A 24,250-nucleotide genomic window follows, 5' to 3' on the forward strand; every position below is an offset into this window, starting at 1 on the left:
AGGGAAAAGATTCCTTATTTTTCGATAATTTGCAGCCTGCTTTTTGTTTTTTTTCTGAAAAGTTGACACCCGAACCCTGAAACATAGTAGTCTCATTCGCATGCACTTACAATCATTATCATTAGTAAACTACAAGAATTTTGAGTCGGAAAGTTTTTCCTTCGATCCTAAAATCAATTGTTTTGTGGGAAATAACGGTATTGGAAAGACCAATGTGCTCGATGCGATCTATCATCTTTCCTACGGAAAGAGCTACTTCAATCCTATCACCACACAAAATATTCGTCATGGCGAGGAATTTTTTGTTATTGAAGGACTTTACAAAAAGAATGAGCACGATGAAAAGGTGGTCGTGAGTGCAAAGCGCGGACAAAAAAAACTTATCAAGCGCAACGGAAAAGCCTACGATAAATTTAGTGAACATATAGGATTCCTGCCCCTGGTAATTATTTCTCCGGCAGATAGAGACCTTATCATTGAAGGCAGCGAGACCCGAAGAAAATTTATGGATGGCGTGATATCGCAAGGAGATTCACACTATTTGCAGCAATTGATCAACTATAACAAAGTGTTGCTTCAGCGCAATTCCCTTTTAAAGTATTTTGCTGCCAACAATACCTATAACCAAGACACACTAGAGGTATACAACCAACAACTGCATACCCTTGGCACTCCTATCTTCGAGAAACGAACCGAATTTTTGGAAGCATTTACGCCTATCTTTCTGAAAAGATATGCATCCATTAGTAGCGGGAGTGAGACCGTATCCCTCAATTACACCAGCCAAATACAGGAAAAGCCTTTACTCACGCTTTTTCAGGAGTATCTTACTAAAGACAAGGTCACCCAGTATACTAACGTTGGAATTCATAAGGACGACCTCCTTTTTGAGATCGACGGACACCCCATAAAAAAATTTGGATCGCAGGGGCAACAAAAGTCGTACTTGATCGCTTTGAAATTGGCCCAGTTCGATTTTATAAAATCACAAAGCAAAGTCACACCCATATTGTTATTGGATGATATTTTTGATAAATTGGACGAGCAGCGGGTGGAGCACCTCATCTCTTTGGTAGACAACGAAGATTTTGGGCAGCTCTTTATAAGTGATACACATGCGAACCGCACAGAAGAAGTCGTAAAAAAAGTACATCAAACTTACAAAATGTTTCCCTTGGGAAAGTTCGATCAAACTGATACACCATGAAATTAACTCTGTCTAGCATCTTATTATTTTCAGCTCTCTTGTTCTCCTGCGACACCCAAACGCCTGAAGATCAAAAAGAGCGATTGGGAGGCTATTGGGAAATCGAATCGGTGACTTTGGCGGATGGTACGAAGCGTGATTTTGGTATGAGTCCCGTGATCGATTTTATAGAAGTAACGGGCGACAGCGGTATTAGAAAGAAGGTCGCTCCTAAATTTGACGGTGGCTTTACAGTGACCGATTCTTCAGAAAAATTTCAATTAGCAATAGAAGACGATAGTTTGCGTATATATTACAATACCGCTTTCGACAGTTGGAAAGAAACAGTGGTGTTTGTCAAGGACAGCATGTTGAAAGTAAAGAACCAAGATCAAAAGGAGTATACTTACCGGCGCTATCGGAAGTTTAACCTTTCAGAATAAAAAAGTATGGCAAAACGCGACGGAGAAAATACCTTGGGAGAAGTCCTCAAAAGTTTTATTGAGGCGAATCGTCTTCAGCCCGGACTGGACAAGGTTTCGGTGAAAGATGCGTGGCATGCGGTCATGGGTGAAACGATCGATAAATATACCCTTCAGGTGCAATTGGATCGCAATACGCTTTACGTATCTTTAAGCTCTTCGGTGTTGCGAGAAGAATTGAGCTACGGTAAAGAAAAGATCATTAGATTGCTTAATGAATCCTTAGGGAAAGACTTGATTAAGAAGCTGATCCTTCGGTAAAAAAAAGACTGTATAAAAACCCGAACAGGCTATTATACAGTCCTTCTTCTTTTGAGTTATACTCTAGAACATTTCTCTCCCTGAGAAATGGAACGCGCCTTCAATAGCAGCATTCTCATCGCTGTCACTTCCGTGCACCGCGTTCTCTCCAATAGAAGCTGCATATAATTTGCGGATGGTTCCTTCGGCAGCGTCGGCAGGATTGGTCGCTCCAATAAGCGTACGGAAATCTTCCACAGCATTATCTTTTTCAAGGATGGCAGCAACAATAGGACCGCGGGTCATATAGGCTACCAACTCACCAAAGAAAGGGCGCTCCTTGTGGATCGCATAAAAGGCCTTCGCATCGGCAGTCGTCATCTGTGTTAACTTCATGGCTACGATTCTGAAACCGGCAGCATTTATCTTTTCCAAAATAGCTCCAACGTGTCCTTTTTCAACACTATCGGGCTTTAACATTGTAAACGTTCTATTTGTTTGCATGGTTTTTTTAAATTTTGTGCAAAAGTAACCCATTTAGCTACAAAAACAAGTAATTTACAATAGTTTAATACGCACTACCTTTCGGAATCGTTTTTAAGTAGCTGAAGCCAAAAATGCGAATTAATTGTATCTTCGCAGCCTATGAATGCTGAAACAACGTCCACAGTTAAAAAACTGCTTGCAACACAAAAAAGAATAGTGGTCATTGGTCATAAGAATCCCGACGGTGATGCCGTGGGCTCTTGCTTGGGCCTTGCAAATTTTCTGAAGCAATTGGGCCACGATACCCATGTAGTGATGCCCAACGATTTTCCCGATTTTTTAAAATGGTTACCGGGTTGCGACCAACTTGTTATTCATGAAAAGGATACTTCACGAAGTGAAGCATTGATCTCTGAAGCAGATGTAATCTTCACGCTGGACTTTAACAGTTTGGACCGAACGGGCGACCTACAACAAATCCTTAAAGAAAGCGAGGCAGATTTTGTCATGATCGATCACCACCAAGCCCCTGATGATTATGCGAAAGCCACATACAGCGATATTACAATGAGTTCCACCTCACAGATGGTATATCATTTTATGGAATCGCTGGAAGGATTGAATAAGGTGAACAAGACCATTGCCACACAATTGTACACCGGTATTATGACCGACACAGGTTCGTTCCGTTTTCCATCGACTACCGCTATGACGCATAAGGTTATAGCCAAACTTATTGAAGCCGGGGCTTCCAATGCACAGATTCATGAGGCCGTCTACGATACCAATAGCCCCGAACGAATGAAGTTACTAGGAACAGCCTTGAACAACCTTACTATCCTTCCGGATTTGCATACGGCTTATATTACCTTGACACAGCAGGAATTGGATGCACATAACTTCAAGAAAGGCGATACCGAAGGTTTCGTAAATTATGCCTTGTCCATTAAAGGGATTTATTTTGCCGTGATCTTTATAGAGAATAAACAGGAAAACATTGTAAAGATGTCTTTTAGAAGTAAAGGGTCGTTCTCGGTAAACGACTTTGCCCGCAATCACTATGACGGTGGCGGTCATATAAATGCCGCAGGAGGGAGAAGTTCAAAATCATTAACCGACACAATTACTGAATTTATTAGTATCTTGCCTAGCTATAAAAACGAACTTACTCATGTATCGTAACCTACTTATACTGGCTTTCTTAACACTAAGCCTTTCGGCATGCAAGACGCCTGAAGCACGACGCCCCGTGCAACAGAAGTCCGGAAGTTTTATCAAGGAATCTGCCGAACGCAACAAAAAAATCTTCCAAAAAGAAGAAGCACGCATTACCAAACTCATGAAAGCAAATCCCGAGCGGGACTATATAGCTTCAGAAAGCGGATTTTGGTATTTTTACAATATAAAGGACACCACAAGTGTGAAAATGCCCGAATTTGGAGATGAAGTTACCTTCACCTTCGACATTAAAGACCTTGCCGGCACTACCATCCTTTCCGAAGATGAGAACGGACTGCAAACCTATATCGTAGACCAAAGTAATCAAGAACTAATCTCAGGGATACGCGATGGGATCAAACTCATGAAAGAAGGTGAGCAAGTAACCTTTCTTTTCCCCTCGTACAAAGCATTTGGCTATTATGGCATCGAAGATAAACTTGGCACCAACATTCCCGTGCAAAGTACAGTTACCTTAAAATCAATAGAAGAACCAAAAGAAAATTAATAGAACCTATGAAAAAAATCACATTGCTCTTATTATTAGTAACCCTGTCTTTTGCGGCCTGCGAAGATAAGTACCCCGATCTTGACAAAGGGGTATATGCTGAATTTATTACCAACAAGGGAACTTTTGTCGCTAAACTATATCATGAGGCAACTCCGCTTACGGTTTCCAATTTCGTGGCACTTGCCGAAGGAAATAACAGCATGGTAGATTCAACATATAAAGGAAAGAAATTTTACAACGGACTTTCATTTCACCGGGTGATAAAAGATTTTATGATCCAAGGAGGAGATCCAAAAGGAGACGGAAGCGGAAACCCTGGATACCGATTCCCGGACGAGTTTGTAGACAGCTTAAAGCACGATTCAAAAGGAATCCTGTCCATGGCCAATTCGGGTCCTGCTACCAATGGAAGCCAGTTTTTCATTACGTTGAAAGAAACACCATGGTTGGATAATAAGCATACGGTGTTTGGTGAAATTGTTATAGGTCAGGACATCGTAGACGCTATTGGCCAAGTAGAAACAACCAAACCCGGCGACAAACCTGTAGATCCTGTGGTGATGCAGGAGGTAAATATCATCGTTAAAAAAGGGGCAAAGGTTCCCAACTTCACGACCCAAATGGAAGCCATAGAGAAGGAAAAACAAGAGAAGGAAGAAGCACTTAATAAGATCGCCACAGTGAAAGCACAGGAATTGGCTGCCGTAAAGGAAAAAGCCGAAACAATGCCTTCCGGAATTATGATCTACTACAATCAAAAAGGAGAAGGTCCCAAACCAAAAGAAGGTAGCGAAGTGCTTATGAACTACGCAGGTTATTTCGAGAACGGAAGGTTGTTCGATTCGAACTTACTTGAAGTGGCCGAAAGATTTAATATGGTAGATGAAGGAAGAAAAGCGGCGGGACAATATGCCCCGGTCACCACAGTGTACAGTACCGATGCCAGATTGATCCCGGGTTTTAGAGAAGGATTATTGAGTATGCAAACAGGCGACAAGATAACGCTCTTTATCCCTTCGCATTTGGCGTATGGTGAACGAGGTTATCCGCCAACAATCGCGCCCAATACCGATCTGGTTTTTGAACTGGAATTGGTAGGCACCGCAGAGTAACAACAAATAAAGCCGCTTTTTTAAGCGGCTTTATTATTACTGAGTTACAACCACAGCTCCTTCCGGCTTATCAAATACTGATGCTTCCAACTTCGTCTCCGTAAGGGTGACCTTTTCAAACTTAAGGTCATTGCGCTCATTGGTGGGTGTGCCGTTTTCAACATGGTACCATGTTAACTTCTTAGGCAGATCCACCCCATTTACGGTTTGCCAGTCATCGTATTTTATAAAGTGCCAATCATCGCTCTTTTCACCTTCTCCATAGGTAACAGTATAACCCAACCAGACCATTCTGTAGGTATCAGTATCATAATACAGCATATATTCATCGTCCGGAGAATCTCCTACCCCTGCTTCATACCCTATCTTGAGCGTACCGTAACTAACACCATCCAGAATAGTAGGTTCCATTTCTGTATATACAATGCCATCATCCCCAAGCACAAACGGCATCGCATAAAAATAGAACATAAGATTGTGGTAAAAACGAGCATTGCCCTTATATGAATCCTTTTTATTCTCAAGAAGCCATACGGCATCACCATCGTACCCAATAGTCCAAGTTTTGGTCTCAATTTTGGTGTGTCGTTCATTTAAATCGACGGTGTGAACTTCGGTTTCGCCGGAGCCGTTCAGTTCAAAACAAAGGTTGTTCATTTGCTCCCAACGATCCATACCTCCGTGCGCTTTAAAAACATGGGACAAGGCAATGGGATAAGAGCGTGCATCATCTTGTGTTTCTTCGGTAACGGGTGCTTCGGTAATAGGTGCTTCGGAAAGGGGAATTTCCTTTTTTTCGTTTTTACAAGCAGTAAGGACGAACAGGCCGAGAATACATAGAAAGCTAGTTTTCATAAGTTGTGTTTTTCGGTTGAAGTATAAAAGTAAAAATTCTTCTTCCTTGGTCGTTTCATCTTCAGAAACCTTTAACTAAAAACCTTCCTTTTCAGAAAAGCCTTAGAAAAACAGGGAAAATCCTTATTGAAAATGGATCTAATGCCCTGATATTCAATAAAGGTGTTGGTGTAGCTTTACAATAAATTAGGAGTACAACCATTGTTTGCCTAATTCAGAAAAACAATTACTAACTTAAATTTTTAAATTATGGCTGTTGAACATGAAGGTATGGTAACCATACACGATACCAACAAAGTCCCCACCATTTCGCTCGATGGTAATACCGCCGAAGTGACCATTGGGACAACGGGAGCAAACGGAAGCCTTATTATCAAGGATACTTCAGGAAATACCATTTGCTCCATCCAATCTTCCAACGGCACCCTTAGCGTAGGTGGACCCGATCAAGCAGGAACTGTTAACATAATCAATGCCGCTAATGAAGATACGATCAAACTTCTAGGGAATTCGGCCAATTGTTATGTAGGACGAACAGGAACTGCTGGGCGTATGTACTTTAGAGATAGTGAGGGTGTCAACTCGGTTTTTATTGACGGAGCGAACGGAAATATAAGTCTTGGGTCCGAAGGCCACGACGGTGATCTCACCCTTTTTGCCTCAGACGGCACCAATACGGTTCACCTCAACGGCGATCATTCGAACATGCGATTGGGTGGACAAGGACATGACGGCGATATCTTCCTTAAAAATTCAAACAACGTACAAACTGTTCATCTGGATGGAGACAATGGAAATCTCTCTTTGGGTGCTCAAGGACACGATGGTGATATCACTCTTTTCGCTTCCGACGGCACTAACACGGTGCACATCAACGGTGACCACGGTAACATGCGACTGGGGGGAGAAGGCCACGACGGCGATATCACGCTTCAAAATTCAAATAATGTACAAACCATACATTTGGATGGTGATCATGGGAATATTTCTTTAGGTGCCGCAGGAAGTGATGGAGATCTCACACTATTTGCCTCCGACGGGGTCAATACCGTTCACTTAAACGGTGACCACGGAAACTTACGACTGGGGGGCCGTGGACACGATGGAGATATTAGCCTTAGAAATGCGGGGAATATAGAAACGATACAACTCAATGGAGAAGAAGGCAATATTACGCTTGGAGCTAATGGACGTGATGGAGACATCTTTATGAAATCTTCAGACGGGGTGCAAACTATTCATCTCAATGGAGAGCATGGAAATATTGAACTAGGTGCGAATGGTCATGACGGCGATCTGCTCATCAATAACTCCAACGGCGATCGAACCATCGAGCTTAACGGCGATACCGGAGATATCATCTTAAAGAACGCCGATTTTGCTGAGGATTTCGATGTACTGCCCGCTTCAGGAGTCGATCCGGGATCGGTAGTGGTCATTGACAAAAAAGGAAAACTAAAACCTTGTACCGTGGGGTATGATACAACGGTAGTGGGCGTGATTTCCGGGGCCGGGAACTATCAGCCCGGAATGATCCTCGACCGGCATCCCGAAAGGGAAAACCGTTCGCCGGTAGCTATGCTGGGAAAAGTTTCTTGTAAAGTAGATGCCGATTACGCGCCTATTGAGATTGGCGACATGTTGACAACTTCTCTAACGAAAGGACATGCCATGCGGGCAGAGGCGAATGCCAAACCCGGAACTATTATAGGGAAAGCACTGAGCCCGTTGGCTCATGGAAAAGGCTTTGTAGACATTTTAGTTAACCTTCAATAACAGCAACATGGCATCAATACGAGCATTAGCAAATTGTGCAGGCATGGACACTTCAGGAAACTTTTCGATTTTAGGAGATTTCTTCGGTTTTAGACGATCACGGGTACCCGCAGACGAAGGTTTAACCGGAAGTGCTACGGCTTCCGTTTCTTTATTGCAACTGGCGAACGACTTGGACGATGATTTCGTAAATTTGAATATCGTTAAGATCGGAGCAGATCAGTTTGTAGTGGACAACAATCCGGCGACCAGTTTACCGTCCAACGATCATTTCCACCTTATAGATTATTGTATCTACCGCATTAGGAACATCTACCGCCAACGGGGCGTAGGTGTGGGTCGCATCCTTCATTTTTCTGTCGATACTGCAGACGCACAGGGTCATGAAAACTGCACTACCAAGGGCGAAATGGAAGACATCACAGACACTTGGACGGTGAACAATGACGGGATCGACACCTTTGTACCCATCATTTTGAATGTTCCCAGCGGAACAGGAGTAATTTTGGGAAGATCTGCGGTCAACGGACCTTGCGAAGACAAGGACGACAAGGGGATGAACGGTTCTGTTTTCGGGCTGTGGGGACCCGAACAAGCCTCACGAACCTTTGCTCATGAGGTAGGCCATTATTTAAAACTGAAACACAAGAACAGCACGAACAACAACTTGATGCAGCAAAGCGGAAGCGTTCCCAGCGGGAACATGAGAACTTCCGTAAATCTCACCAACGCACAGGGAAATGATATGAAAAGTCATTGCTTGATGAACTCGGGTTGTTAATTAAAAGATACGATCATGTATAGTAACGATATTGGAAAAATAAGTAGCCGTACGACCAAGAACAAATTAGTGGAATTGAGTCGTTCGCGCGAGATCGCGCCCGAAAAACGTATCAACGCGTTAAATTTATTGAGCAGAAAAAAGGATCTGGATCCCTCGGAATTGTTTTCAGCGGTACTGAAGGATAAAAAAGAAACGGTTCCCATAAAGAGCACCATGGTACTGCGGTTGGGAGCCCAACTGAAAAAGGTATCGGTCCTTGAAAAATTCTTGGGAAAAGTAGAAGGCCCGGTGACCCGAAGTATCCTGCATGTACTCGCTTATAAAGGGGATGCCGGCAGTTATAAGAAGATAGATGCCTTGCTTAAGGATGCTAAGCAAGACAAACTCATCACGCAAAAGGCTCAATTCGCCAAAACGATGATCAGTTATCGCTTGGGTGACAATAACGTGGTTCTCTCTTCTTCTGAAGCAGAACAAATGGAAAGTTTTCGCAGGATCAAAGCAGAACCTATCGAAAAACAGAAGCTCTCTGTTGTTAAAGCGACCAAAATCCTGAATGACTTACAGCAGGAACACGTCGCTGTTCCTCTGGCCACAACAAAAGCACAAAAGCTTATCTGTCAAGGAAAAGAACTGGCACTGCTCTTCAATGAACAGCTAGTGGAACACACTTACAACTTCGATACCAACGGTATCCTGGCCGCTATTACAGAAGATGATTATTGTCCCGGCGGACATTTCGTGCGCTATCATGTACTCGCAAACAAGGAAGCGGGTTCGGGATATCGCATCCATATTCTCAATACCAACGGCCGCCTTATTATGGAAGGCACCGGTACCAAAAAAGGGGAAACTTTTGCCTTTGAGGTAAAGGCAGTGAAACGACCGGGAAGTACTCCCATATTTTTTAAAGCAGACTTCAATTCACAAAAAAACGAACTGGATGTTAAGGAAGCGAAATCAGGAGCCATGCTTCGGAAATCTTCTCAGATCGTTTTAAAACCCGACGGAAAAAGTAACCCTAGCGGAAGCTAATTTTTAATGAATTTTTTAACGATCGTTTGTGCTTCGGAAGTGATCGATAGATAATACATACTTTTAGGCAATGTCGATACATCAATTGCGCTTTGGCCGTTATTTACCGAAATAGTTTCAGAAAATATTCTCTTTCCCAGCATGTCATAGAGAATAACATGAACCGACGAAACCGTTTCGTTGAATGACACAGTGACCATGTTTGAAGCAGGGTTAGGATAAATGCTGCAATGGTTCAAATCAAGGTCTAAAATACCTAAAATGCCATCGGTTTCAATAGTAAAACTGTATATCTCAAAATCACATTGATCTTCCAGCGGTGCCATGCGCACAAATATCGTTTGAGGGTTTGCCGTATTTTGAAAATTTTCAGGATCTTCAATGCGATTCTCATCTGCAATTGCATCTGCTTCAATCCGGAAATATTTAAACTGGAACCTAAAAGGATCTTGAGAACCCAATGCTTGAGATTCATTCATAGTTAGGTCGAAAATTGCACTACCGTCATTATCTCCCTCGTTCAAAATAATATCGTCAGGAACCGCTGCTACCACGGGAATCAATGGAACGATAAGGTCCAAAGTGGTGACATCCCAACCCTGTCCTGCCGTACTTTGGAGTCGTACAAATACCACCTGCGGATTTGCAATATTGGTAAGCGCCATAGGGTTAGGATACGGATTGGTGCCACTTAAGGCATCACCGGAAGTTGTATGATAGGTCACTACCACGTTGCTTTGCCCGTTTATAATTTGTCCTTCTCGAATAGTAAGGTCAAATACTTCAGTTTCGTCTCCCGGATTATTAACATCACATAAAATGATTGGGTCCGGTACCCCCGCTGTTACTTGAGCATTTATACAATTAGAAATAAAAACGATAAGAACGATAGGGAACCATGATTTCATAATCACTATTTTTTTCGAAAGATAACAATAAATACATAGTATTTCCATTACTATCTTTGTAGTATGGAAAAAACGATCTCCAGTTTTCAGAATCCCTTGGTAAAGCAAGTGCTTCAGCTTTCCGAAAAGTCCCGCGAACGCAAAAAATCGGGGCTGTTCGTAATTGAAGGACAGCGTGAGATTCTCTTAGCCTTAAAAGGAGGTTATTTTTTACGATCGGTATTATTCTGTTCCGATATTATTTCTGAAGAGGACCTCTACGTGGTCAAAGAGGTTGCCAATACGAAAGCGGAATTCATCGAGATCACTATCGAAATTTACCAAAAATTAGCGTATCGGGGTTCCACGGAAGGGATTTTGGGCATAACCGAAGCAAAATCACTCTCCTTGGACCGCCTCCATCTAACATCCCAAAAACCCTTGATACTGGTTGCCGAAGCTACCGAGAAACCGGGAAATATTGGCGCGTTATTGCGAACAGCCGATGCGGCCCGCCTCGATGCTGTTATTATCGCCAATCCTAAGACCGATGTGTATAATCCCAATATCATTCGCAGCAGCGTGGGCTGTTTGTTTACCAACAAGGTAGCAACCGGCACGACCTCTGAGATTATCGCATTTCTGAAGGAAAAGAACATTTCGATTTACTGTGCCGCCTTGCAAGCTTCCGTTTCTTATCATACTTGTGATTTTACGGAAGCACTCGCTTTGGTGGTAGGTACTGAAGCCGACGGCCTGTCTAAACAGTGGTTGGAAAACAGTGATCAAAACATCATCATCCCCATGCAGGGAGAAATTGATTCCATGAATGTTTCGGTAGCGGCGGGAATTCTTATCTTTGAAGCAAAACGGCAACGTGGTTTTAAATAATGAACCGTTGCCCTTAGTGCAGATTCAGATTTTAGCAATGTCGAAGCAAAACCAGTAATTAGTAAGCAGCAACCTAATCCCCGTTTCATTAGAACCCATGACGCCGGAAATTCTATTTTACACTATTATAGGCATATTGGTCCTTACATTTGGTATAGATACCATACTAGACTACCTAAATGCCAAACACTTTAACGATCCCGTACCCGAAGAATTAGAAGACGTTTACGATGAACCTACTTATCGGAAATCTCAGAAATACAAAAGCGAAAAGTATCGTTTTGGACTCCTTTCCGGTACTTTCACACTGTTGCTTACGCTCTCTTTTTTCTTTCTCGATGGCTTTGCTTGGGTAGATAGCTGGGCCCGCTCATTTAGCGAGAATAGCATTGTGGTCGCCCTTATTTTCTTCGGAAGCATTCTTTTTGCCAGTGATCTGGTTAGCCTGCCTTTTAGTTATTACAATACCTTTGTAATTGAAGAAAAATATGGCTTTAACAAAACAACCCTCTCAACGTTTTTTCTTGATAAGCTGAAGGGATGGGTGATGCTTGCCATCTTGGGCGGATCTCTGCTAGCTGCTATCATATGGTTTTATGAAACCACCGGACCTAATTTTTGGATCTATGCATGGGCGATCGTAACTGTGGTGACCATTCTTATGAACTTATTCTACGCCAGGCTTATCGTGCCTATCTTCAATAAGCAAACACCCTTAGAACCCGGAGCCCTGCGTACTAAGATCGAAGCCTATGCACAAACGGTAGGTTTTCAATTAGAAAAAATTTTTATAATTGACGGAAGCAAGCGAAGTACAAAGGCTAACGCTTATTTCTCTGGCTTCGGGACGGAAAAAAGAGTCACTTTATACGACACGTTACTAAAGGACTTGGACGAGGAAGAGATTGTCGCTGTACTTGCACACGAGGTAGGACATTACAAGCGCAATCATATCATTATCAACTTGGTCATCTCGATTCTTACTACAGGATTTACTTTCTGGTTGCTTTCATTATTAGTTGACAGCGCAGTACTTTCGAAAGCATTGAGCGTCGCGACACCGTCCTTTCATATAGGCTTGATCGCTTTCGGAGTTCTGTACTCCCCTATTTCTGAAGTGATCGGCCTTGTGCTTAATTACATCTCCCGAAAGTTTGAATTTCAAGCCGATAATTACGCAAAAGCGACCTACAAGTACAAACCCTTGATTTCGGGTCTAAAAAAATTATCCCGCAATAACCTTAGCAACTTAACACCGCATCCGGCGTATGTTTTTGCCCACTACTCACACCCGCCGCTGTTGCAACGTTTTCAGAATTTAAAACGCAGATAGCTGTTTAAATCCTTTGCGAAAGCGCAGCATTGAGGGATAACTTTTGTTGTTTGTTCCATTGGTAAATTGTACTTTAGAGGTATGACAGAAGAGGTGCTAGAAGCAGAGAAAAAAGAGCTCGCCAAACAGTATAAGCAATTATTGAAGATCAGTTATCGTACGCTTTCGGGCGATGATAAGAAGTTGATCCGATCTGCCTTTGATGTTGCCGTAGACGCACATAAAGACCAACGGCGAAAATCGGGTGAAGCTTATATTTTCCATCCTATTGCTGTAGCGAAGATCGTAGCTTCCGAAATAGGTTTGGATGCAACCTCTATTGCGGCCGCTTTGCTTCATGACGTTGTGGAGGACACTTCCTATTCATTGGCAGATATCGAACAAATGTTTGGAGAGACCATAGCGCGTATTGTCGACGGACTCACTAAGATATCGAACATGCCGTATGACAAAGATGTGTCGTTACAGGCAGAGAATTTCAGAAAAATGCTGCTTACCTTGAATGAGGATATTCGCGTGATCATCATTAAAATAGCCGACAGACTCCACAACATGCAAACCATGGAGTCGATGCCTGCAGAAAAACAGGCAAAGATCGCTTCCGAAACGCTTTATATTTACGCTCCTATGGCCCATCGTATCGGGCTTTACAATATTAAAACGGAATTAGAGGATCTAGGTCTAAAATATACCGAACCTGAGGTGTATGAAGACATTCACAGTAAGATACGTGAAAGCAAGGAGAAACAAGATGAGTATATTGACACCTTTTCTCAGATCCTCAAAGATTCTTTGGATGCCGAAAATCTGGACTATACCATCAAAGGACGCCCTAAATCCATCTTTTCCATCCGCAGAAAGATGATGTCACAAAATGTGAGCTTTGACGAAGTGTACGACAAGTTTGCAGTACGAATTATCTACAAGAGCGATACCATAGAAGCCGAAAAATTTCTAGCTTGGAAGATTTACTCTATAGTCACCGACCATTTTAGACCCAACCCCAGTAGGCTTCGCGACTGGATTTCCTCTCCAAAATCAACAGGTTACGAAGCCCTTCATATCACGGTAATGGGTCCAAAAGGGAGATGGGTAGAGGTACAGATTCGCAGTGAACGTATGAACGAAATCGCCGAAAAAGGGTATGCAGCGCATTATAAGTACAAGAACAAGGAAAAAGAGGACGGCGGACTTGACGACTGGTTGAATAAGTTACAAGATACCCTTGAAAATGCCGAGATCAATGCGGTTGATTTTGTGGAAGAATTTAAATTGAATCTCTACGCAAAAGAGATCTTTGTTTTTTCTCCCAAAGGAGACCTTTACTCATTACCAAAAGGGTCAACGGCTTTGGATTTCGCTTTTCACATCCATACCGAAGTAGGGCTACATACTCGGGGTGCCAAGGTCAATGGTAGGTTGGTTCCCTTAAGCCATGAGCTGAAGAGCGGTGATCAAGTAGATATCATGACTTCCGAAAAAGCCAAACCTACAGTCAACTGGTTGGACTACGCCACCACAGGGCGCGCAAGATCCAAGATCAAATCCTCTTTAAAAGAAGAGCAAAAGCAAATTGCCGAAGAAGGCAAAGCGGTATTGGCACGCAAGCTTAAGTCATTAAAAATAACGCTCGACGAGAAGACTATTAATCAGCTTGTGGTGTATTTTAAAGTTAAAACTAGTTTAGACCTGTTTTACCGCGTAGGCGCAGGGATTATAGACAATCAAAAATTAAAGGATTTTGCCGCTTCCCGAAGCAATGCCTTTGTAAGTTTCTTTAAGAACCGTATCCGAAAGCCCGGAAATCTTGAAGAGATAAATAAAGACGAGATCACCGAAAAATTTGACCAACTCGTGTTTGGCAAAGAAGAAGAAAAATTGGATTACAAGATGTCCAATTGTTGCAATCCTATTCCCGGAGACGACGTTTTTGGCTTTGTAACCGTGAACGAAGGAATTAAAGTGCATAAGAAGAATTGTCCCAATGCAGTGCAACTTCGAAGTAATTACAGTTATCGCATCATGCCGGCAAAATGGATCGATTCTACACAGCGTGAGTTCAAAGCAGAACTTTCTATTACAGGAATTGATACAATTGGTTTGGTGAACGAAGTGACCAAGGTGATCTCTAACAACCTCCACATTAATATGAAAAGTGTTCATTTTGATAGTAATGACGGAGTTTTTACCGGAAAGATTGTGGTCATAGTAAAGAACAAATCCATTCTTGACAACCTTGTAGAAAACATAAAAAAAATAAACGGAATTGATAAAGTTACACGCTCATAATTGAGTAACTTTGCTGCTTTGCAATGAGTTCGAAAACAGACCAAAATAATCAAGCGATCGTCAAGAATGTCTTTACAGGCTTTTTAGAAGAGAAAGGCCATCGTAAAACACCGGAACGCTATGCCATCCTGCAAGAGATCTACGACCACGATGATCACTTCGATATTGAATCTTTGTATATCAATATGAAGAATAAGAACTATCGCGTGAGTCGTGCTACCTTGTACAATACTATTGAACTTTTGTTAGAATGCGGCTTGGTTCGTAAACATCAATTTGGTCAAAACCAAGCTCATTACGAAAAATCGTATTTCGATCGCCAACACGATCATATCATCCTTTCTAATGGAGAAGTGATAGAGTTCTGCGATCCACGTATTCAAACTATAAAAAAGACTATCGAAGAGGTTTTCGATATAGAAATTACAAAACATTCGTTGTATTTCTACGGAAACAGAAAAACACCCGATGCAACACGGGGCAATTCTTAAATAACTATGGCAGTAGACTTACTACTCGGATTACAATGGGGAGACGAAGGAAAAGGAAAGATCGTCGACGTACTTACCAAAAACTATGATATCATCGCGCGCTTTCAAGGAGGACCCAACGCCGGCCACACCTTAGAATTCGACGGCATTAAACATGTTTTGCACACCATTCCCAGTGGCATCTTCCACGATAATGCCGTGAATTTGGTAGGGAATGGGGTCGTGATCGACCCTGTGATCTTTAAAAAGGAATTGGACAATCTGGCAAAATTCAACAGAGACTTTACCAAAAATCTGCTTATTTCCAGAAAAGCCCATCTTATTTTACCCACACATCGTCTACTGGACGCAGCTTCCGAAGCTTCCAAAGGAAAGGCCAAGATTGGCTCCACGCTTAAAGGAATTGGCCCTACCTATATGGATAAGACAGGCCGCAACGGAATTCGTGTAGGAGACCTTGAATTGAGCAACTGGCAAGATAAATACCGCAATCTGGCAAATAAACATGAAGCCATGATCGATTTTTACAATGTCGATCTTCAATACAACTTGGCCGAGCTGGAAGCCGAATTCTTCGAAGCCATTGAAGTGCTTAAAACACTTCAGTTTATTGACAGTGAAGAATACCTGCACCAAGCTCAGAAGAATAATAAAACCATACTTGCTGAAGGAGCCCAAGGTTCTTTACTAGATATCGATTTTGGAACGTACCCGTTTGTAACCTCATCGAACACAACGGCTGCCGGTGCGTGCACGGGATTGGGCGTGGCTCCGGGAGCGATCAACGAAGTATTCGGGATCTTTAAAGCATACACCACCCGCGTTGGGAGCGGACCGTTCCCCACCGAACTCTTTGATAGCTATGGAGAAACCATGGGCCGCGTAGGAAACGAATTTGGTGCTACTACCGGCCGACCCAGACGTTGTGGCTGGTTGGATCTTGTCGCATTAAAGTACGCTGTTCAAGTGAATGGCGTCACACAACTCATGATGATGAAAGGGGATGTATTGAGCGGTTTCGATAAGCTGAAAGTCTGTACTGCCTACAATTATAAGGGAGAAAAGATAACACACCTCCCCTATAATATCGAAGCTGAGAACGTAACTCCTATCTATACCGAAATGGAAGGTTGGAAAGAGGATCTTACCAAGATGAACGACGCATCTCAACTGCCAAAAGCCTTAAACAACTATATAGCATTCCTGGAAAAGGAACTGGAAGTACCTATCAAGATCGTTTCGGTAGGTCCGGACAGAACTCAAACGATCCACAGATAACATACGGTTTCGTTGATAGTTGACGTTTACACATAAAACACGCTTTTTGAAACTATCAAGATACATAGTCCTGTTTGTCCTTTTTTTCTTCGGAAGTGTTACGAAAGCACAAACCGATAAGGAAAAGACAGTGGTTTCCGTTCAATCGGGTTATCTGGAAAAAAAACCCGAATTTCCCGATGCTGTCATTTATACCAAGGATGAAGCCGGTCAGGTATACATCATTCACGAAGGGGTTGAGATGTGGTGCGATCAAGCCTTTGTTTATTTAAAGGACAATTTTGTAAAAGCCTACGGAACGGTACGCATCACACAAGGCGATACTGTATCCATGAACAGCAAATATGCCGAGTATAACGGTAATACACAATTTGCTTTTGCCAGTGGTGATGTTTTGCTTACTGAACCCAAGACTACCCTCCGTACAGATACGCTATATTTTGATCGTATAAAACAACAGGCGTATTATCGCACCGGGGGAACCGTACGCGATACTGCGAGTACCCTCACCAGCCGCATTGGCAGATATTTCGCTGAGACAAAAAAATACCAGTTCTTATCGGATGTTAATATCGTAAATCCGAAATATACGGTTCACAGTCCGCAACTGGATTTCTATTCCGAAACCGGGGGTGCGTATCTCTATGGCGAATCCACTATTGTAAGTGAGACGAGTACGGTATACTGTGAACGTGGGTATTACGACACTCGAAATGACACCGGTTATTTTGTGAAGAATTCTAGGGTCGATTACAACAACAGGATTTTGTACGGTGACAGTATCTATTTCGACAGGAACAAGAGCTTTGCCTCGGCTACTAATAATATTCGTGTTCTGGACACGCTCAACAAAAGCATTATAAGAGGCCATTACGCTGAAGTTTTTCGGGACAAAGACTCCGTTTTTATCACAAAACGAGCCGTTGCAGTTACGCTTAGAGACAACGACTCTATCTATGTACATGCGGACACCCTGCAAGTGACGGGAAAGCAGGACCAACGTATCATCAAAGGGTTTTACAGGGCGAGACTCTTTAAAAAAGGGCTGCCGGGCGAAGATCCTACCAGCGGGAAATGTGATTCCATCTATGTCAATGAACAGAAAGGTATTACCAAATTACTTCGGAATCCTGTCCTGTGGAGTGGTGAGAATCAAATGATAGGCGATACCATCCATATACTTTCCAACACCAAAACCGAAAAGCTTGATACGCTCAAGGTTTTCAATAATGCTTTTTTAATACAAAAGGACAGTGCGGGATATAATCAGGTGTCGGGAGAGCGCCTTATAGGCTTATTTACCAATAACGAGTTGGATACGGTGAATATCATCAAGAATGCGCAGGTAATCTATTATCCGCGTAATGACAAACAGGAACTTATTGGTATTAATAATACGGTCTCTAGTGCTATTCAGCTTTATTTGGAAGCACAGCAAATAAGTGGCATAAAGTTTATAAAACAAGCAAAAGGGAAGATCTATCCGCCTTCCGAATTCCCGGTGAACGCACGGCTTTTACCCGGATTTAATTGGAGAGGCGACGAGCGATTGTTTTCGGTGAGTGATCTCTTTAAAGGCAAGCCCGCTCCCATACTGCCCAAGATAAAAGGAATTCCTCTGCCTAAAGATGAAGGGGCCTTTTTTGATGACCTATCGGAAGAAGACCTTGACATTCCCGAAGCATCTAAGTTAAAACCGAAGGACTTACAAAACGATCCTGAAGCACCTCAACCCTTGACAGAGGATTCGGAAGAAGAAGATGGGGTTTCAAAAAAAGACAGTGTAGGAAATAAAAGACCTTCAGCAAAAAAAGACAATAGGTGATGTTAGAGGATTTTATTTCATATCAGGCGCAAACGACTCCACATCCTTTAGCTATGGAAGTATCGCATGCCAAAGGGAGTTATATTTTTGACAGGTCGGGTAAACGGTACTTGGATTTTGTTGCGGGCGTTTCGGCTTGTTCCTTAGGACATTGTCATCCGCGTGTGGTCAATGCTGTAAAAGAACAACTCGACCGCTATATGCACGTGATGGTCTATGGAGAGTATATTCAGTCGCCTGCCGTGGCCCTAGCAAAACTGCTTGCTAAAAACCTTCCGAAACCTTTAGAAACAACATATTTGGTAAACAGTGGCACCGAAGCGATCGATGGCGCGATAAAATTGGCTCGACGGGTCACCGGACGCGCGGAGATTCTGTATGCGCATCACGCTTATCACGGTAACACCTATGGTGCCCTAAGTGTTATGGGTTTTGAAGAACGAAAAACCCCTTTTGGCCCTTTATTGCCGCATTGCCACCCCATTGCGTTCAATTCAGAAAAAGACCTTGAAAGAATCACCACAAAAACAGCGGCGGTCATTTTAGAGACCATTCAAGGCGGGGCAGGTTTCGTAGTGCCCGAAAATGATTATTTAAAGAAAGTGCGTGAGCGCTGTGATACAACGGGGACTTTATTAATATTGGATGAGATACAACCCGGTTTTGGAAGAACAGGAACACTCTTCGGGTTCGAACACTATAATTGTATACCGGACATTTTGGTCATGGGAAAAGGTATGGGCGGCGGACTTCCCATTGGTGCCTTTTCCGCTTCACGGGAACACATGCTTACCCTTAGCGATCAACCGAAATTGGGTCATATTACTACCTTTGGTGGTAATCCTGTAATTGCTGCAGCGGCATTGGCAACATTAAAAGAGATTACCCAAACCGATCTTATGGAGCAGGTGTCTCGCAAGGAAAAATTATTCCGGAAATTACTGAAGCATCCGTTAATACAGGAAGTACGCGGCAAAGGTCTCATGTTGGCTGTGATGATGGAATCTTCGGAAATGGCTTCAGAAATAATACTAGCCTGCCAAGAAAAAGGATTGATCCTCTTCTGGTTGCTTTTTGAAGGCAGAGCGATACGCATTACCCCGCCTTTAACAATTTCAGAAGTCGAAATAACCGAAGGGTGTGACATTCTGACCGAAGTACTTGATTCCCTTCAGAAAAAAATATAGCGAGCAGCCCTTTGATTCTCAAGAAACTAAATGCTAAAAATTCTGTTAATAAGCCTGTTAACAACAATCGCGGCATAACTATTGAATTCCTTATTACATTATTATCTTTAAAATAGAAGAAACAGTTAAACCGCTGCGTATGCAATTGAGCCCTAACGAGCATAACAACTTCTCACTTACCCGATTTGAATCCATGCTAAAAACTAATAGTGTCCTCTTCTTCGACTCTGAAGAATTCGAAGAGATCATTCACTATTATCTTGAAAATGGAAAGATCGCCCTTGCCAAGAAGGCGACCAAACTGGGTTTGGAGCAACATCCTTCCTCTACAAATCTCAAACTCTTTCGGATTGAGATGTACATTTTTGAGGATCAACTGGACACTGCCGAAGCATTGTTGGACGAACTCTATGTGCTGGAACAGTCTAACGAGGAGATCTATATTCAAAAAGCAAATATTTACTCCCGACGCGATAAGCATAAGGAAGCGATACAGCTTTTAGAGCAAGCCTTGGAGATCACTGCAGACCAAGCAGATGTGCTGTCCTTACTAGGTATGGAATATCTTTTTCTGGAAGACTTTCAAAATGCAAAGCACTATTTTATGAAGTGTCTGGAAGAGGATGAGCAAGATTATTCGGCGCTTTACAACATAATCTACTGTTTTGATTTCCTTGAAGAACATGAAGCTGCCATTGATTACCTCAATGACTTCTTAAACAAGAACCCGTATTGTGAGGTTGCGTGGCACCAAATTGGTAAACAGTACATGGAGCTTAAGGACTACAAGAAAGCCTTGGCTTCTTTCGATTTTGCCATCATAAGTGACGATAAGTTTATTGGTGCATATCTTGAAAAAGGCAAAGTGCTGGAGCGCTTGAAACTGTTCAATGAGGCCATTGATAGTTATACCATAACGCTGGGCCTAGACGATCCCACTTCATTTGCCTTACTTCGTATAGGAAAGTGCTATGAGAAATTGGGTGATGCCGAACTTGCTTTACAATTCTACACAAAATGTGTGGAGGAGGATGCTCTTTTGGACAAAGGATGGATTGCCATTACCGACTTCTACTTTAAGCGTAAGAATTATCAAAAAGCATTCTACTATATTGATAAAGCCATCAATATCGATAGTGAGAATGTACTGTATTGGAAACGTTATGCAAAGATTAGCAATAGGCTAAGTAAATTTGAAGAGGCCGAGCATGGTTTTAGACGATCCATAGAGCTTGGCAATTACGAATTGGAAACCTGGCTCTCGCGAACCGACATCCTTATTCGATTAGGAGAATATGAAGCTGCCGTGAACAATCTCCTTCAAGCCATGGAATTCTATCCCGAAAATGCCGAAATCGAATACCGACTTGCGGGTTTATTCTACTATCTCAATGAAGACAACAAAGGCGAATTCCATTTAAAGAATGCACTTTCTCACGATCCTGAATACATCTTAATAATTGAAGAATTGTTCCCAACGGTCTTCCAAAATAAGCGAGTGAAAGAAATTATAAAAAGTCACTAGACCTTGTCAGGTTTATTTATGTATTTTTGAAGGGTAACCAAAAACGTATGCCCTCTCGCAATCTCGCACAATATCTCGTTGTAACATTGAAAGGACTGGCTATGGGTGCTGCCGACGTCGTTCCCGGCGTTTCCGGTGGAACCATAGCATTTATTTCAGGCATCTATGAGGAACTTATTGCTACCATACATGCCATCGACCTTGGTTTTTTCAAACTTTGGAAACAGAATGGTTTTCTTGCCGCCTGGAAACATTACAATCTAGGTTTTTTAACGGCCTTGTTCTTAGGAGTGGCTATTAGCATCCTGTCCTTCGCAAAACTAATCACTTGGCTCTTAGAGTTCCATCCTATTCTTGTTTGGTCATTCTTTTTCGGATTGGTGATCGCAAGTATTTTATTTGTGGGCAAGCAAATAGCTCGGTGGAACGGGAAAGTGATCGTTGCATTGCTTCTGGCAGCTGTTTTTGCCTATCTCATAACATTGGCAAAACCACTTGGATCGATGGATAGTGTTTGGTTCTTGTTCTTTGCCGGTTTTATAGCGATCATAGCCATGATACTTCCCGGAATCTCAGGTGCCTTTATTTTACTATTACTAGGAGCTTACCAAGCAATCATAGGTACCTTAAGCGATTTGGGCGAAGGAATCTCAAAGGCGAACTGGGACATCTTTTCGCAAGCCCTTTTAAAGATATGTATCTTTGGATTAGGCGCTATCGTTGGAATTAAAGTATTCTCACGGGTTCTTAATTGGATGTTCAAACATCATAAGAACATGATCTTGGCAGTCTTAACCGGATTTATGATAGGTGCACTCAATAAAATTTGGCCTTGGAAGGAAGTGCTTTCCTATCGCACCAGCCACGATGGACTTCAAGTACCTTTTATTGAAAGAAGCATCCTTCCAACCCAATATACTGAGGACCCACAACTGTTGATGGCCTTGGTCTTCATTGTTCTAGGTTTTTTGAGCATCTTTGTCCTTGAACGTATTGCTGTTGGAAAAAAGAAACATCATGAAATTGAAGAACAGTAAAAAAATACCATTGCATCTGTAACCTAAACCCGAGTTTGAAACTTAAACGTTCGGCTTAAAAACGCTACCATGTACGAAAAACGTTCCTTCGGAGATAAAGTTTGGCTCGTCTTAAAGGGTTTGGCTATGGGTGCTGCCAATAAGGTTCCCGGTGTTTCCGGCGGACTCGTGGCTTTTGTGGCAGGCTTTTATGAGGAATTTATTTATTCCCTTCAGAAAATAAACAGAAAAGCCTTTGCCCTTCTAGTAAACGGCAGGTTTAAGAGTTTCTTTCGGTACGTTAACGGACGCTTTCTGGGTTTGCTTATACTGGGAATGGTGATAAGTTATTTTAGTGTTTCAAAGGTGCTTGATTATCTTATTGTACATTTTGAGTTGTATGTTTGGAGTGCTTTTTTCGGAATGATCATTGGCTCCATCTATTTTATCGCTAAAGACTTTGGTGAATGGAACAGAAAGTATGTAGCGTATCTGCTCTGTGGAATCCTAGCCGGAGTGAGTATTAGCTTTTTAGAGCCTGCACGGGAGAACAGCAACCTCTTTTTTGTTTTTTTCTGCGGAATTATAGGTGTTTCCGGTATGACCTTGCCGGGCCTTTCCGGATCTTTTATTCTAATCCTCTTAGGAAATTATGTATTGTTACTAGTCGATTCGGTCAATGCGTTGTTCGATACCATTGCCGATATTTTCCAATGGGATTTCAGCTTTGTGGACAATACCGGAAGGATTGAATTGCTGAAAGTTCTGGTAGTCTTTGCGGTGGGGTCACTTGCAGGTTTGGTCTCTCTATCGCACCTTTTGGCGTATGTATTAAAGCGTTTCAAAAAAGCCACCTATGCGGTGATCATTGGCTTTATTGCCGGTTCTTTGGGTGTGGTTTGGCCTTGGAAGGAAAAGCTCTTTGCCTACGACCTTAGTGGTAAAGTTCAATTCGATGCCAATGGCAGAGAGATCATTATGGGGTACGATAGGTATTGGCCTTCAGAATTTTCGCTCGAAGTTGGTATTGCCATTTTTTTTATCATTGTAGGAATATTATTAGTATTGAGTTTGGACTGGTACCAAAAAGCGAGAACCCAACAACATGGCTAGATACGGTTTAGTAGGTAAGAACATAGAATACTCCTTCTCTCGAACGTTCTTTACGTATAAGTTTGAGAAGGAACAACGCCCGGATACCTATCAAAATTTCGATATCCAAACGGTAGCGGACTTCCCAAAGATCCTTAAAAAATACAACGATTTGCGCGGACTCAATGTGACCATTCCATACAAAGAGGCTATTTTACCCTATCTCGATAAGGTCGACAAGGAAGCAGCAGCGATTGGGGCGGTCAATACTATCAAAATACATAAGGATGGTACTTTGGTAGGTTACAACACCGATCATTACGGATTTGCTAAAGCACTGGCAGACCTCTTGCCACTGCGCGCTAAGACAGCCTTGATTTTAGGAACCGGCGGCGCTTCCAAAGCAATTGCTTTTGTTCTGAAAGAGATGAACTTTGAATACCGTTTTGTGTCGAGAACACCCGCTCCTTCACAGTTGCGTTATACCGATGTGACCTCAGAAATGATTGCAAGGTATTTTCTCATCATAAACTGCACGCCTCTGGGAACATTTCCCAACACCGAAGCATTTCCTTCGCTTCCCTATCAAAGTCTAACAAAAGATCATCTTCTCTTCGATCTAATTTATAATCCTACACAAACCGAATTTATGAAACGAGGCTTTGCCAAAGGAGCTCGCGTGTGCAACGGCATGAAAATGCTCGAATACCAAGCCAAGAAATCCTACAGTATCTGGAAATCATAAATTTCT

The 24,250-nt window shown here is 42.4% G+C and carries 23 protein-coding genes; 20 read left to right on the forward strand and 3 right to left on the reverse strand.

Annotation, left to right across the window (positions count from 1 at the left end; all coding sequences use genetic code 11):
- Nucleotides 1-100 precede the first annotated feature (100 nt).
- From AACZ11_RS07205 to AACZ11_RS07215, 3 genes are read left to right on the forward strand one after another with little or no spacing between them, the layout of a single operon-like run.
- Nucleotides 101-1,207, forward strand: coding sequence for a DNA replication/repair protein RecF (locus AACZ11_RS07205; RefSeq protein WP_290624859.1), 1,107 nt, complete (start codon nt 101-103; stop codon nt 1,205-1,207).
- Nucleotides 1,204-1,629: a lipocalin family protein gene (locus AACZ11_RS07210; RefSeq protein ID WP_290624860.1), complete on the forward strand. Its 426-nt coding sequence runs from the start codon at nt 1,204-1,206 to the stop codon at nt 1,627-1,629. The genes AACZ11_RS07205 and AACZ11_RS07210 overlap by 4 nt, the downstream gene beginning before the upstream one ends.
- Before the next feature lie 6 nt (nt 1,630-1,635).
- The gene (locus AACZ11_RS07215) at nt 1,636-1,929 is read left to right on the forward strand and encodes a DUF721 domain-containing protein (RefSeq protein ID WP_290624861.1); all 294 of its coding nucleotides are present in this window, start codon (nt 1,636-1,638) and stop codon (nt 1,927-1,929) included.
- Nucleotides 1,930-1,992: 63 nt separating this feature from the next.
- Here AACZ11_RS07215 and AACZ11_RS07220 read toward each other — a convergent pair whose 3' ends face one another.
- On the reverse strand, nt 1,993-2,412 hold the full coding sequence (locus AACZ11_RS07220; protein ID WP_290624862.1) for a nucleoside-diphosphate kinase: 420 nt from the start codon (nt 2,410-2,412) through the stop codon (nt 1,993-1,995).
- 141 nt (nt 2,413-2,553) lie between these two features.
- Here AACZ11_RS07220 and AACZ11_RS07225 point away from each other — a divergent pair, with 141 nt between their 5' ends.
- From AACZ11_RS07225 to AACZ11_RS07235, 3 genes are read left to right on the forward strand one after another with little or no spacing between them, the layout of a single operon-like run.
- Nucleotides 2,554-3,576, forward strand: coding sequence for a bifunctional oligoribonuclease/PAP phosphatase NrnA (locus AACZ11_RS07225; protein ID WP_290624863.1), 1,023 nt, complete (start codon nt 2,554-2,556; stop codon nt 3,574-3,576).
- The gene (gene gldI / locus AACZ11_RS07230; protein WP_290624864.1) at nt 3,566-4,120 is read left to right on the forward strand and encodes a gliding motility-associated peptidyl-prolyl isomerase GldI; all 555 of its coding nucleotides are present in this window, start codon (nt 3,566-3,568) and stop codon (nt 4,118-4,120) included. Before AACZ11_RS07225 ends, gldI begins: the two co-directional genes overlap by 11 nt.
- 8 nt (nt 4,121-4,128) lie before the next feature.
- Complete coding sequence (locus tag AACZ11_RS07235; RefSeq protein WP_290624865.1) at nt 4,129-5,235, forward strand: peptidylprolyl isomerase; 1,107 nt, start codon at nt 4,129-4,131, stop codon at nt 5,233-5,235.
- A 36-nt stretch (nt 5,236-5,271) separates the two neighbouring features.
- On the opposite strand, the gene AACZ11_RS07240 is transcribed toward AACZ11_RS07235, so the two are convergent.
- The gene (locus tag AACZ11_RS07240; protein WP_290624866.1) at nt 5,272-6,090 is read right to left on the reverse strand and encodes a DUF6503 family protein; all 819 of its coding nucleotides are present in this window, start codon (nt 6,088-6,090) and stop codon (nt 5,272-5,274) included.
- A gap of 249 nt (nt 6,091-6,339) precedes the next feature.
- Here AACZ11_RS07240 and AACZ11_RS07245 point away from each other — a divergent pair, with 249 nt between their 5' ends.
- The 3 genes from AACZ11_RS07245 to AACZ11_RS07255 are packed head-to-tail and all read left to right on the forward strand — an operon-like array spanning nt 6,340 to nt 9,685.
- The gene (locus tag AACZ11_RS07245) at nt 6,340-7,866 is read left to right on the forward strand and encodes a hypothetical protein (protein WP_290624867.1); all 1,527 of its coding nucleotides are present in this window, start codon (nt 6,340-6,342) and stop codon (nt 7,864-7,866) included.
- 7 nt (nt 7,867-7,873) lie between these two features.
- Complete coding sequence (locus AACZ11_RS07250) at nt 7,874-8,647, forward strand: hypothetical protein (RefSeq protein WP_290624868.1); 774 nt, start codon at nt 7,874-7,876, stop codon at nt 8,645-8,647.
- Between the two features lie 15 nt (nt 8,648-8,662).
- Nucleotides 8,663-9,685 (forward strand): hypothetical protein, encoded by a 1,023-nt coding sequence (locus AACZ11_RS07255; RefSeq protein WP_290624869.1) that lies wholly within the window; start codon nt 8,663-8,665, stop codon nt 9,683-9,685.
- Here the strand turns inward: AACZ11_RS07255 and AACZ11_RS07260 are convergent.
- Entirely contained in the window at nt 9,682-10,593 is a 912-nt protein-coding gene (locus AACZ11_RS07260) for a T9SS type A sorting domain-containing protein (RefSeq protein ID WP_339831983.1), read from the reverse strand. The two genes, AACZ11_RS07255 and AACZ11_RS07260, sit on opposite strands and share 4 nt — an antisense overlap.
- 63 nt (nt 10,594-10,656) lie before the next feature.
- Here AACZ11_RS07260 and AACZ11_RS07265 point away from each other — a divergent pair, with 63 nt between their 5' ends.
- From AACZ11_RS07265 to AACZ11_RS07315, 11 genes are all read left to right on the forward strand, one after another.
- Nucleotides 10,657-11,463, forward strand: coding sequence for an RNA methyltransferase (locus AACZ11_RS07265; protein ID WP_290624871.1), 807 nt, complete (start codon nt 10,657-10,659; stop codon nt 11,461-11,463).
- Nucleotides 11,464-11,560: 97 nt separating this feature from the next.
- Nucleotides 11,561-12,796 (forward strand): M48 family metallopeptidase, encoded by a 1,236-nt coding sequence (locus tag AACZ11_RS07270; protein WP_290624872.1) that lies wholly within the window; start codon nt 11,561-11,563, stop codon nt 12,794-12,796.
- 81 nt (nt 12,797-12,877) lie between these two features.
- Nucleotides 12,878-15,085, forward strand: a complete 2,208-nt coding sequence (locus AACZ11_RS07275) for a RelA/SpoT family protein (RefSeq protein ID WP_290624873.1) — start codon at nt 12,878-12,880, stop codon at nt 15,083-15,085.
- Between the two features lie 23 nt (nt 15,086-15,108).
- Nucleotides 15,109-15,576: a transcriptional repressor gene (locus tag AACZ11_RS07280; protein WP_290624874.1), complete on the forward strand. Its 468-nt coding sequence runs from the start codon at nt 15,109-15,111 to the stop codon at nt 15,574-15,576.
- A 6-nt stretch (nt 15,577-15,582) separates the two neighbouring features.
- On the forward strand, nt 15,583-16,854 hold the full coding sequence (locus AACZ11_RS07285; RefSeq protein ID WP_290624875.1) for an adenylosuccinate synthase: 1,272 nt from the start codon (nt 15,583-15,585) through the stop codon (nt 16,852-16,854).
- Between the two features lie 46 nt (nt 16,855-16,900).
- Nucleotides 16,901-18,679 carry an OstA-like protein gene (locus tag AACZ11_RS07290; RefSeq protein WP_290624876.1) on the forward strand — a complete coding sequence of 593 codons (1,779 nt, stop codon included), beginning with the start codon at nt 16,901-16,903 and terminating at the stop codon, nt 18,677-18,679.
- A complete protein-coding gene (locus AACZ11_RS07295) occupies nt 18,679-19,866 on the forward strand; it encodes an aspartate aminotransferase family protein (RefSeq protein WP_290624887.1) in 1,188 nt (395 codons plus the stop codon). Before AACZ11_RS07290 ends, AACZ11_RS07295 begins: the two co-directional genes overlap by 1 nt.
- 139 nt (nt 19,867-20,005) lie before the next feature.
- Nucleotides 20,006-21,391 (forward strand): tetratricopeptide repeat protein, encoded by a 1,386-nt coding sequence (locus tag AACZ11_RS07300; RefSeq protein ID WP_290624877.1) that lies wholly within the window; start codon nt 20,006-20,008, stop codon nt 21,389-21,391.
- 47 nt (nt 21,392-21,438) lie between these two features.
- Nucleotides 21,439-22,428 (forward strand): DUF368 domain-containing protein, encoded by a 990-nt coding sequence (locus AACZ11_RS07305; protein WP_290624878.1) that lies wholly within the window; start codon nt 21,439-21,441, stop codon nt 22,426-22,428.
- 69 nt (nt 22,429-22,497) lie between these two features.
- Nucleotides 22,498-23,520, forward strand: a complete 1,023-nt coding sequence (locus tag AACZ11_RS07310) for a DUF368 domain-containing protein (RefSeq protein WP_290624879.1) — start codon at nt 22,498-22,500, stop codon at nt 23,518-23,520.
- Nucleotides 23,513-24,244 carry a shikimate dehydrogenase gene (locus AACZ11_RS07315; RefSeq protein ID WP_290624880.1) on the forward strand — a complete coding sequence of 244 codons (732 nt, stop codon included), beginning with the start codon at nt 23,513-23,515 and terminating at the stop codon, nt 24,242-24,244. Before AACZ11_RS07310 ends, AACZ11_RS07315 begins: the two co-directional genes overlap by 8 nt.
- The last annotated feature ends 6 nt before the right edge of the window (nt 24,245-24,250 follow it).

This window comes from uncultured Altibacter sp. (assembly GCF_963972995.1).
In the GTDB taxonomy this organism is placed as follows: domain Bacteria; phylum Bacteroidota; class Bacteroidia; order Flavobacteriales; family Flavobacteriaceae; genus Altibacter.

What these genes read in the sequence shown, in the direction of transcription:
- AACZ11_RS07205 (WP_290624859.1), top strand. Translation starts at nt 101, where the DNA reads ATGCACTTACAATCATTATCATTAGTAAACTACAAGAATTTTGAGTCG.
- AACZ11_RS07210 (WP_290624860.1), top strand. Translation starts at nt 1,204, where the DNA reads ATGAAATTAACTCTGTCTAGCATCTTATTATTTTCAGCTCTCTTGTTC.
- AACZ11_RS07215 (WP_290624861.1), top strand. Translation starts at nt 1,636, where the DNA reads ATGGCAAAACGCGACGGAGAAAATACCTTGGGAGAAGTCCTCAAAAGT.
- AACZ11_RS07220 (WP_290624862.1), bottom strand. Translation starts at nt 2,412, where the DNA reads ATGCAAACAAATAGAACGTTTACAATGTTAAAGCCCGATAGTGTTGAA.
- AACZ11_RS07225 (WP_290624863.1), top strand. Translation starts at nt 2,554, where the DNA reads ATGAATGCTGAAACAACGTCCACAGTTAAAAAACTGCTTGCAACACAA.
- gldI (WP_290624864.1), top strand. Translation starts at nt 3,566, where the DNA reads ATGTATCGTAACCTACTTATACTGGCTTTCTTAACACTAAGCCTTTCG.
- AACZ11_RS07235 (WP_290624865.1), top strand. Translation starts at nt 4,129, where the DNA reads ATGAAAAAAATCACATTGCTCTTATTATTAGTAACCCTGTCTTTTGCG.
- AACZ11_RS07240 (WP_290624866.1), bottom strand. Translation starts at nt 6,090, where the DNA reads ATGAAAACTAGCTTTCTATGTATTCTCGGCCTGTTCGTCCTTACTGCT.
- AACZ11_RS07245 (WP_290624867.1), top strand. Translation starts at nt 6,340, where the DNA reads ATGGCTGTTGAACATGAAGGTATGGTAACCATACACGATACCAACAAA.
- AACZ11_RS07250 (WP_290624868.1), top strand. Translation starts at nt 7,874, where the DNA reads ATGGCATCAATACGAGCATTAGCAAATTGTGCAGGCATGGACACTTCA.
- AACZ11_RS07255 (WP_290624869.1), top strand. Translation starts at nt 8,663, where the DNA reads ATGTATAGTAACGATATTGGAAAAATAAGTAGCCGTACGACCAAGAAC.
- AACZ11_RS07260 (WP_339831983.1), bottom strand. Translation starts at nt 10,593, where the DNA reads ATGAAATCATGGTTCCCTATCGTTCTTATCGTTTTTATTTCTAATTGT.
- AACZ11_RS07265 (WP_290624871.1), top strand. Translation starts at nt 10,657, where the DNA reads ATGGAAAAAACGATCTCCAGTTTTCAGAATCCCTTGGTAAAGCAAGTG.
- AACZ11_RS07270 (WP_290624872.1), top strand. Translation starts at nt 11,561, where the DNA reads ATGACGCCGGAAATTCTATTTTACACTATTATAGGCATATTGGTCCTT.
- AACZ11_RS07275 (WP_290624873.1), top strand. Translation starts at nt 12,878, where the DNA reads ATGACAGAAGAGGTGCTAGAAGCAGAGAAAAAAGAGCTCGCCAAACAG.
- AACZ11_RS07280 (WP_290624874.1), top strand. Translation starts at nt 15,109, where the DNA reads ATGAGTTCGAAAACAGACCAAAATAATCAAGCGATCGTCAAGAATGTC.
- AACZ11_RS07285 (WP_290624875.1), top strand. Translation starts at nt 15,583, where the DNA reads ATGGCAGTAGACTTACTACTCGGATTACAATGGGGAGACGAAGGAAAA.
- AACZ11_RS07295 (WP_290624887.1), top strand. Translation starts at nt 18,679, where the DNA reads ATGTTAGAGGATTTTATTTCATATCAGGCGCAAACGACTCCACATCCT.
- AACZ11_RS07300 (WP_290624877.1), top strand. Translation starts at nt 20,006, where the DNA reads ATGCAATTGAGCCCTAACGAGCATAACAACTTCTCACTTACCCGATTT.
- AACZ11_RS07305 (WP_290624878.1), top strand. Translation starts at nt 21,439, where the DNA reads ATGCCCTCTCGCAATCTCGCACAATATCTCGTTGTAACATTGAAAGGA.
- AACZ11_RS07310 (WP_290624879.1), top strand. Translation starts at nt 22,498, where the DNA reads ATGTACGAAAAACGTTCCTTCGGAGATAAAGTTTGGCTCGTCTTAAAG.
- AACZ11_RS07315 (WP_290624880.1), top strand. Translation starts at nt 23,513, where the DNA reads ATGGCTAGATACGGTTTAGTAGGTAAGAACATAGAATACTCCTTCTCT.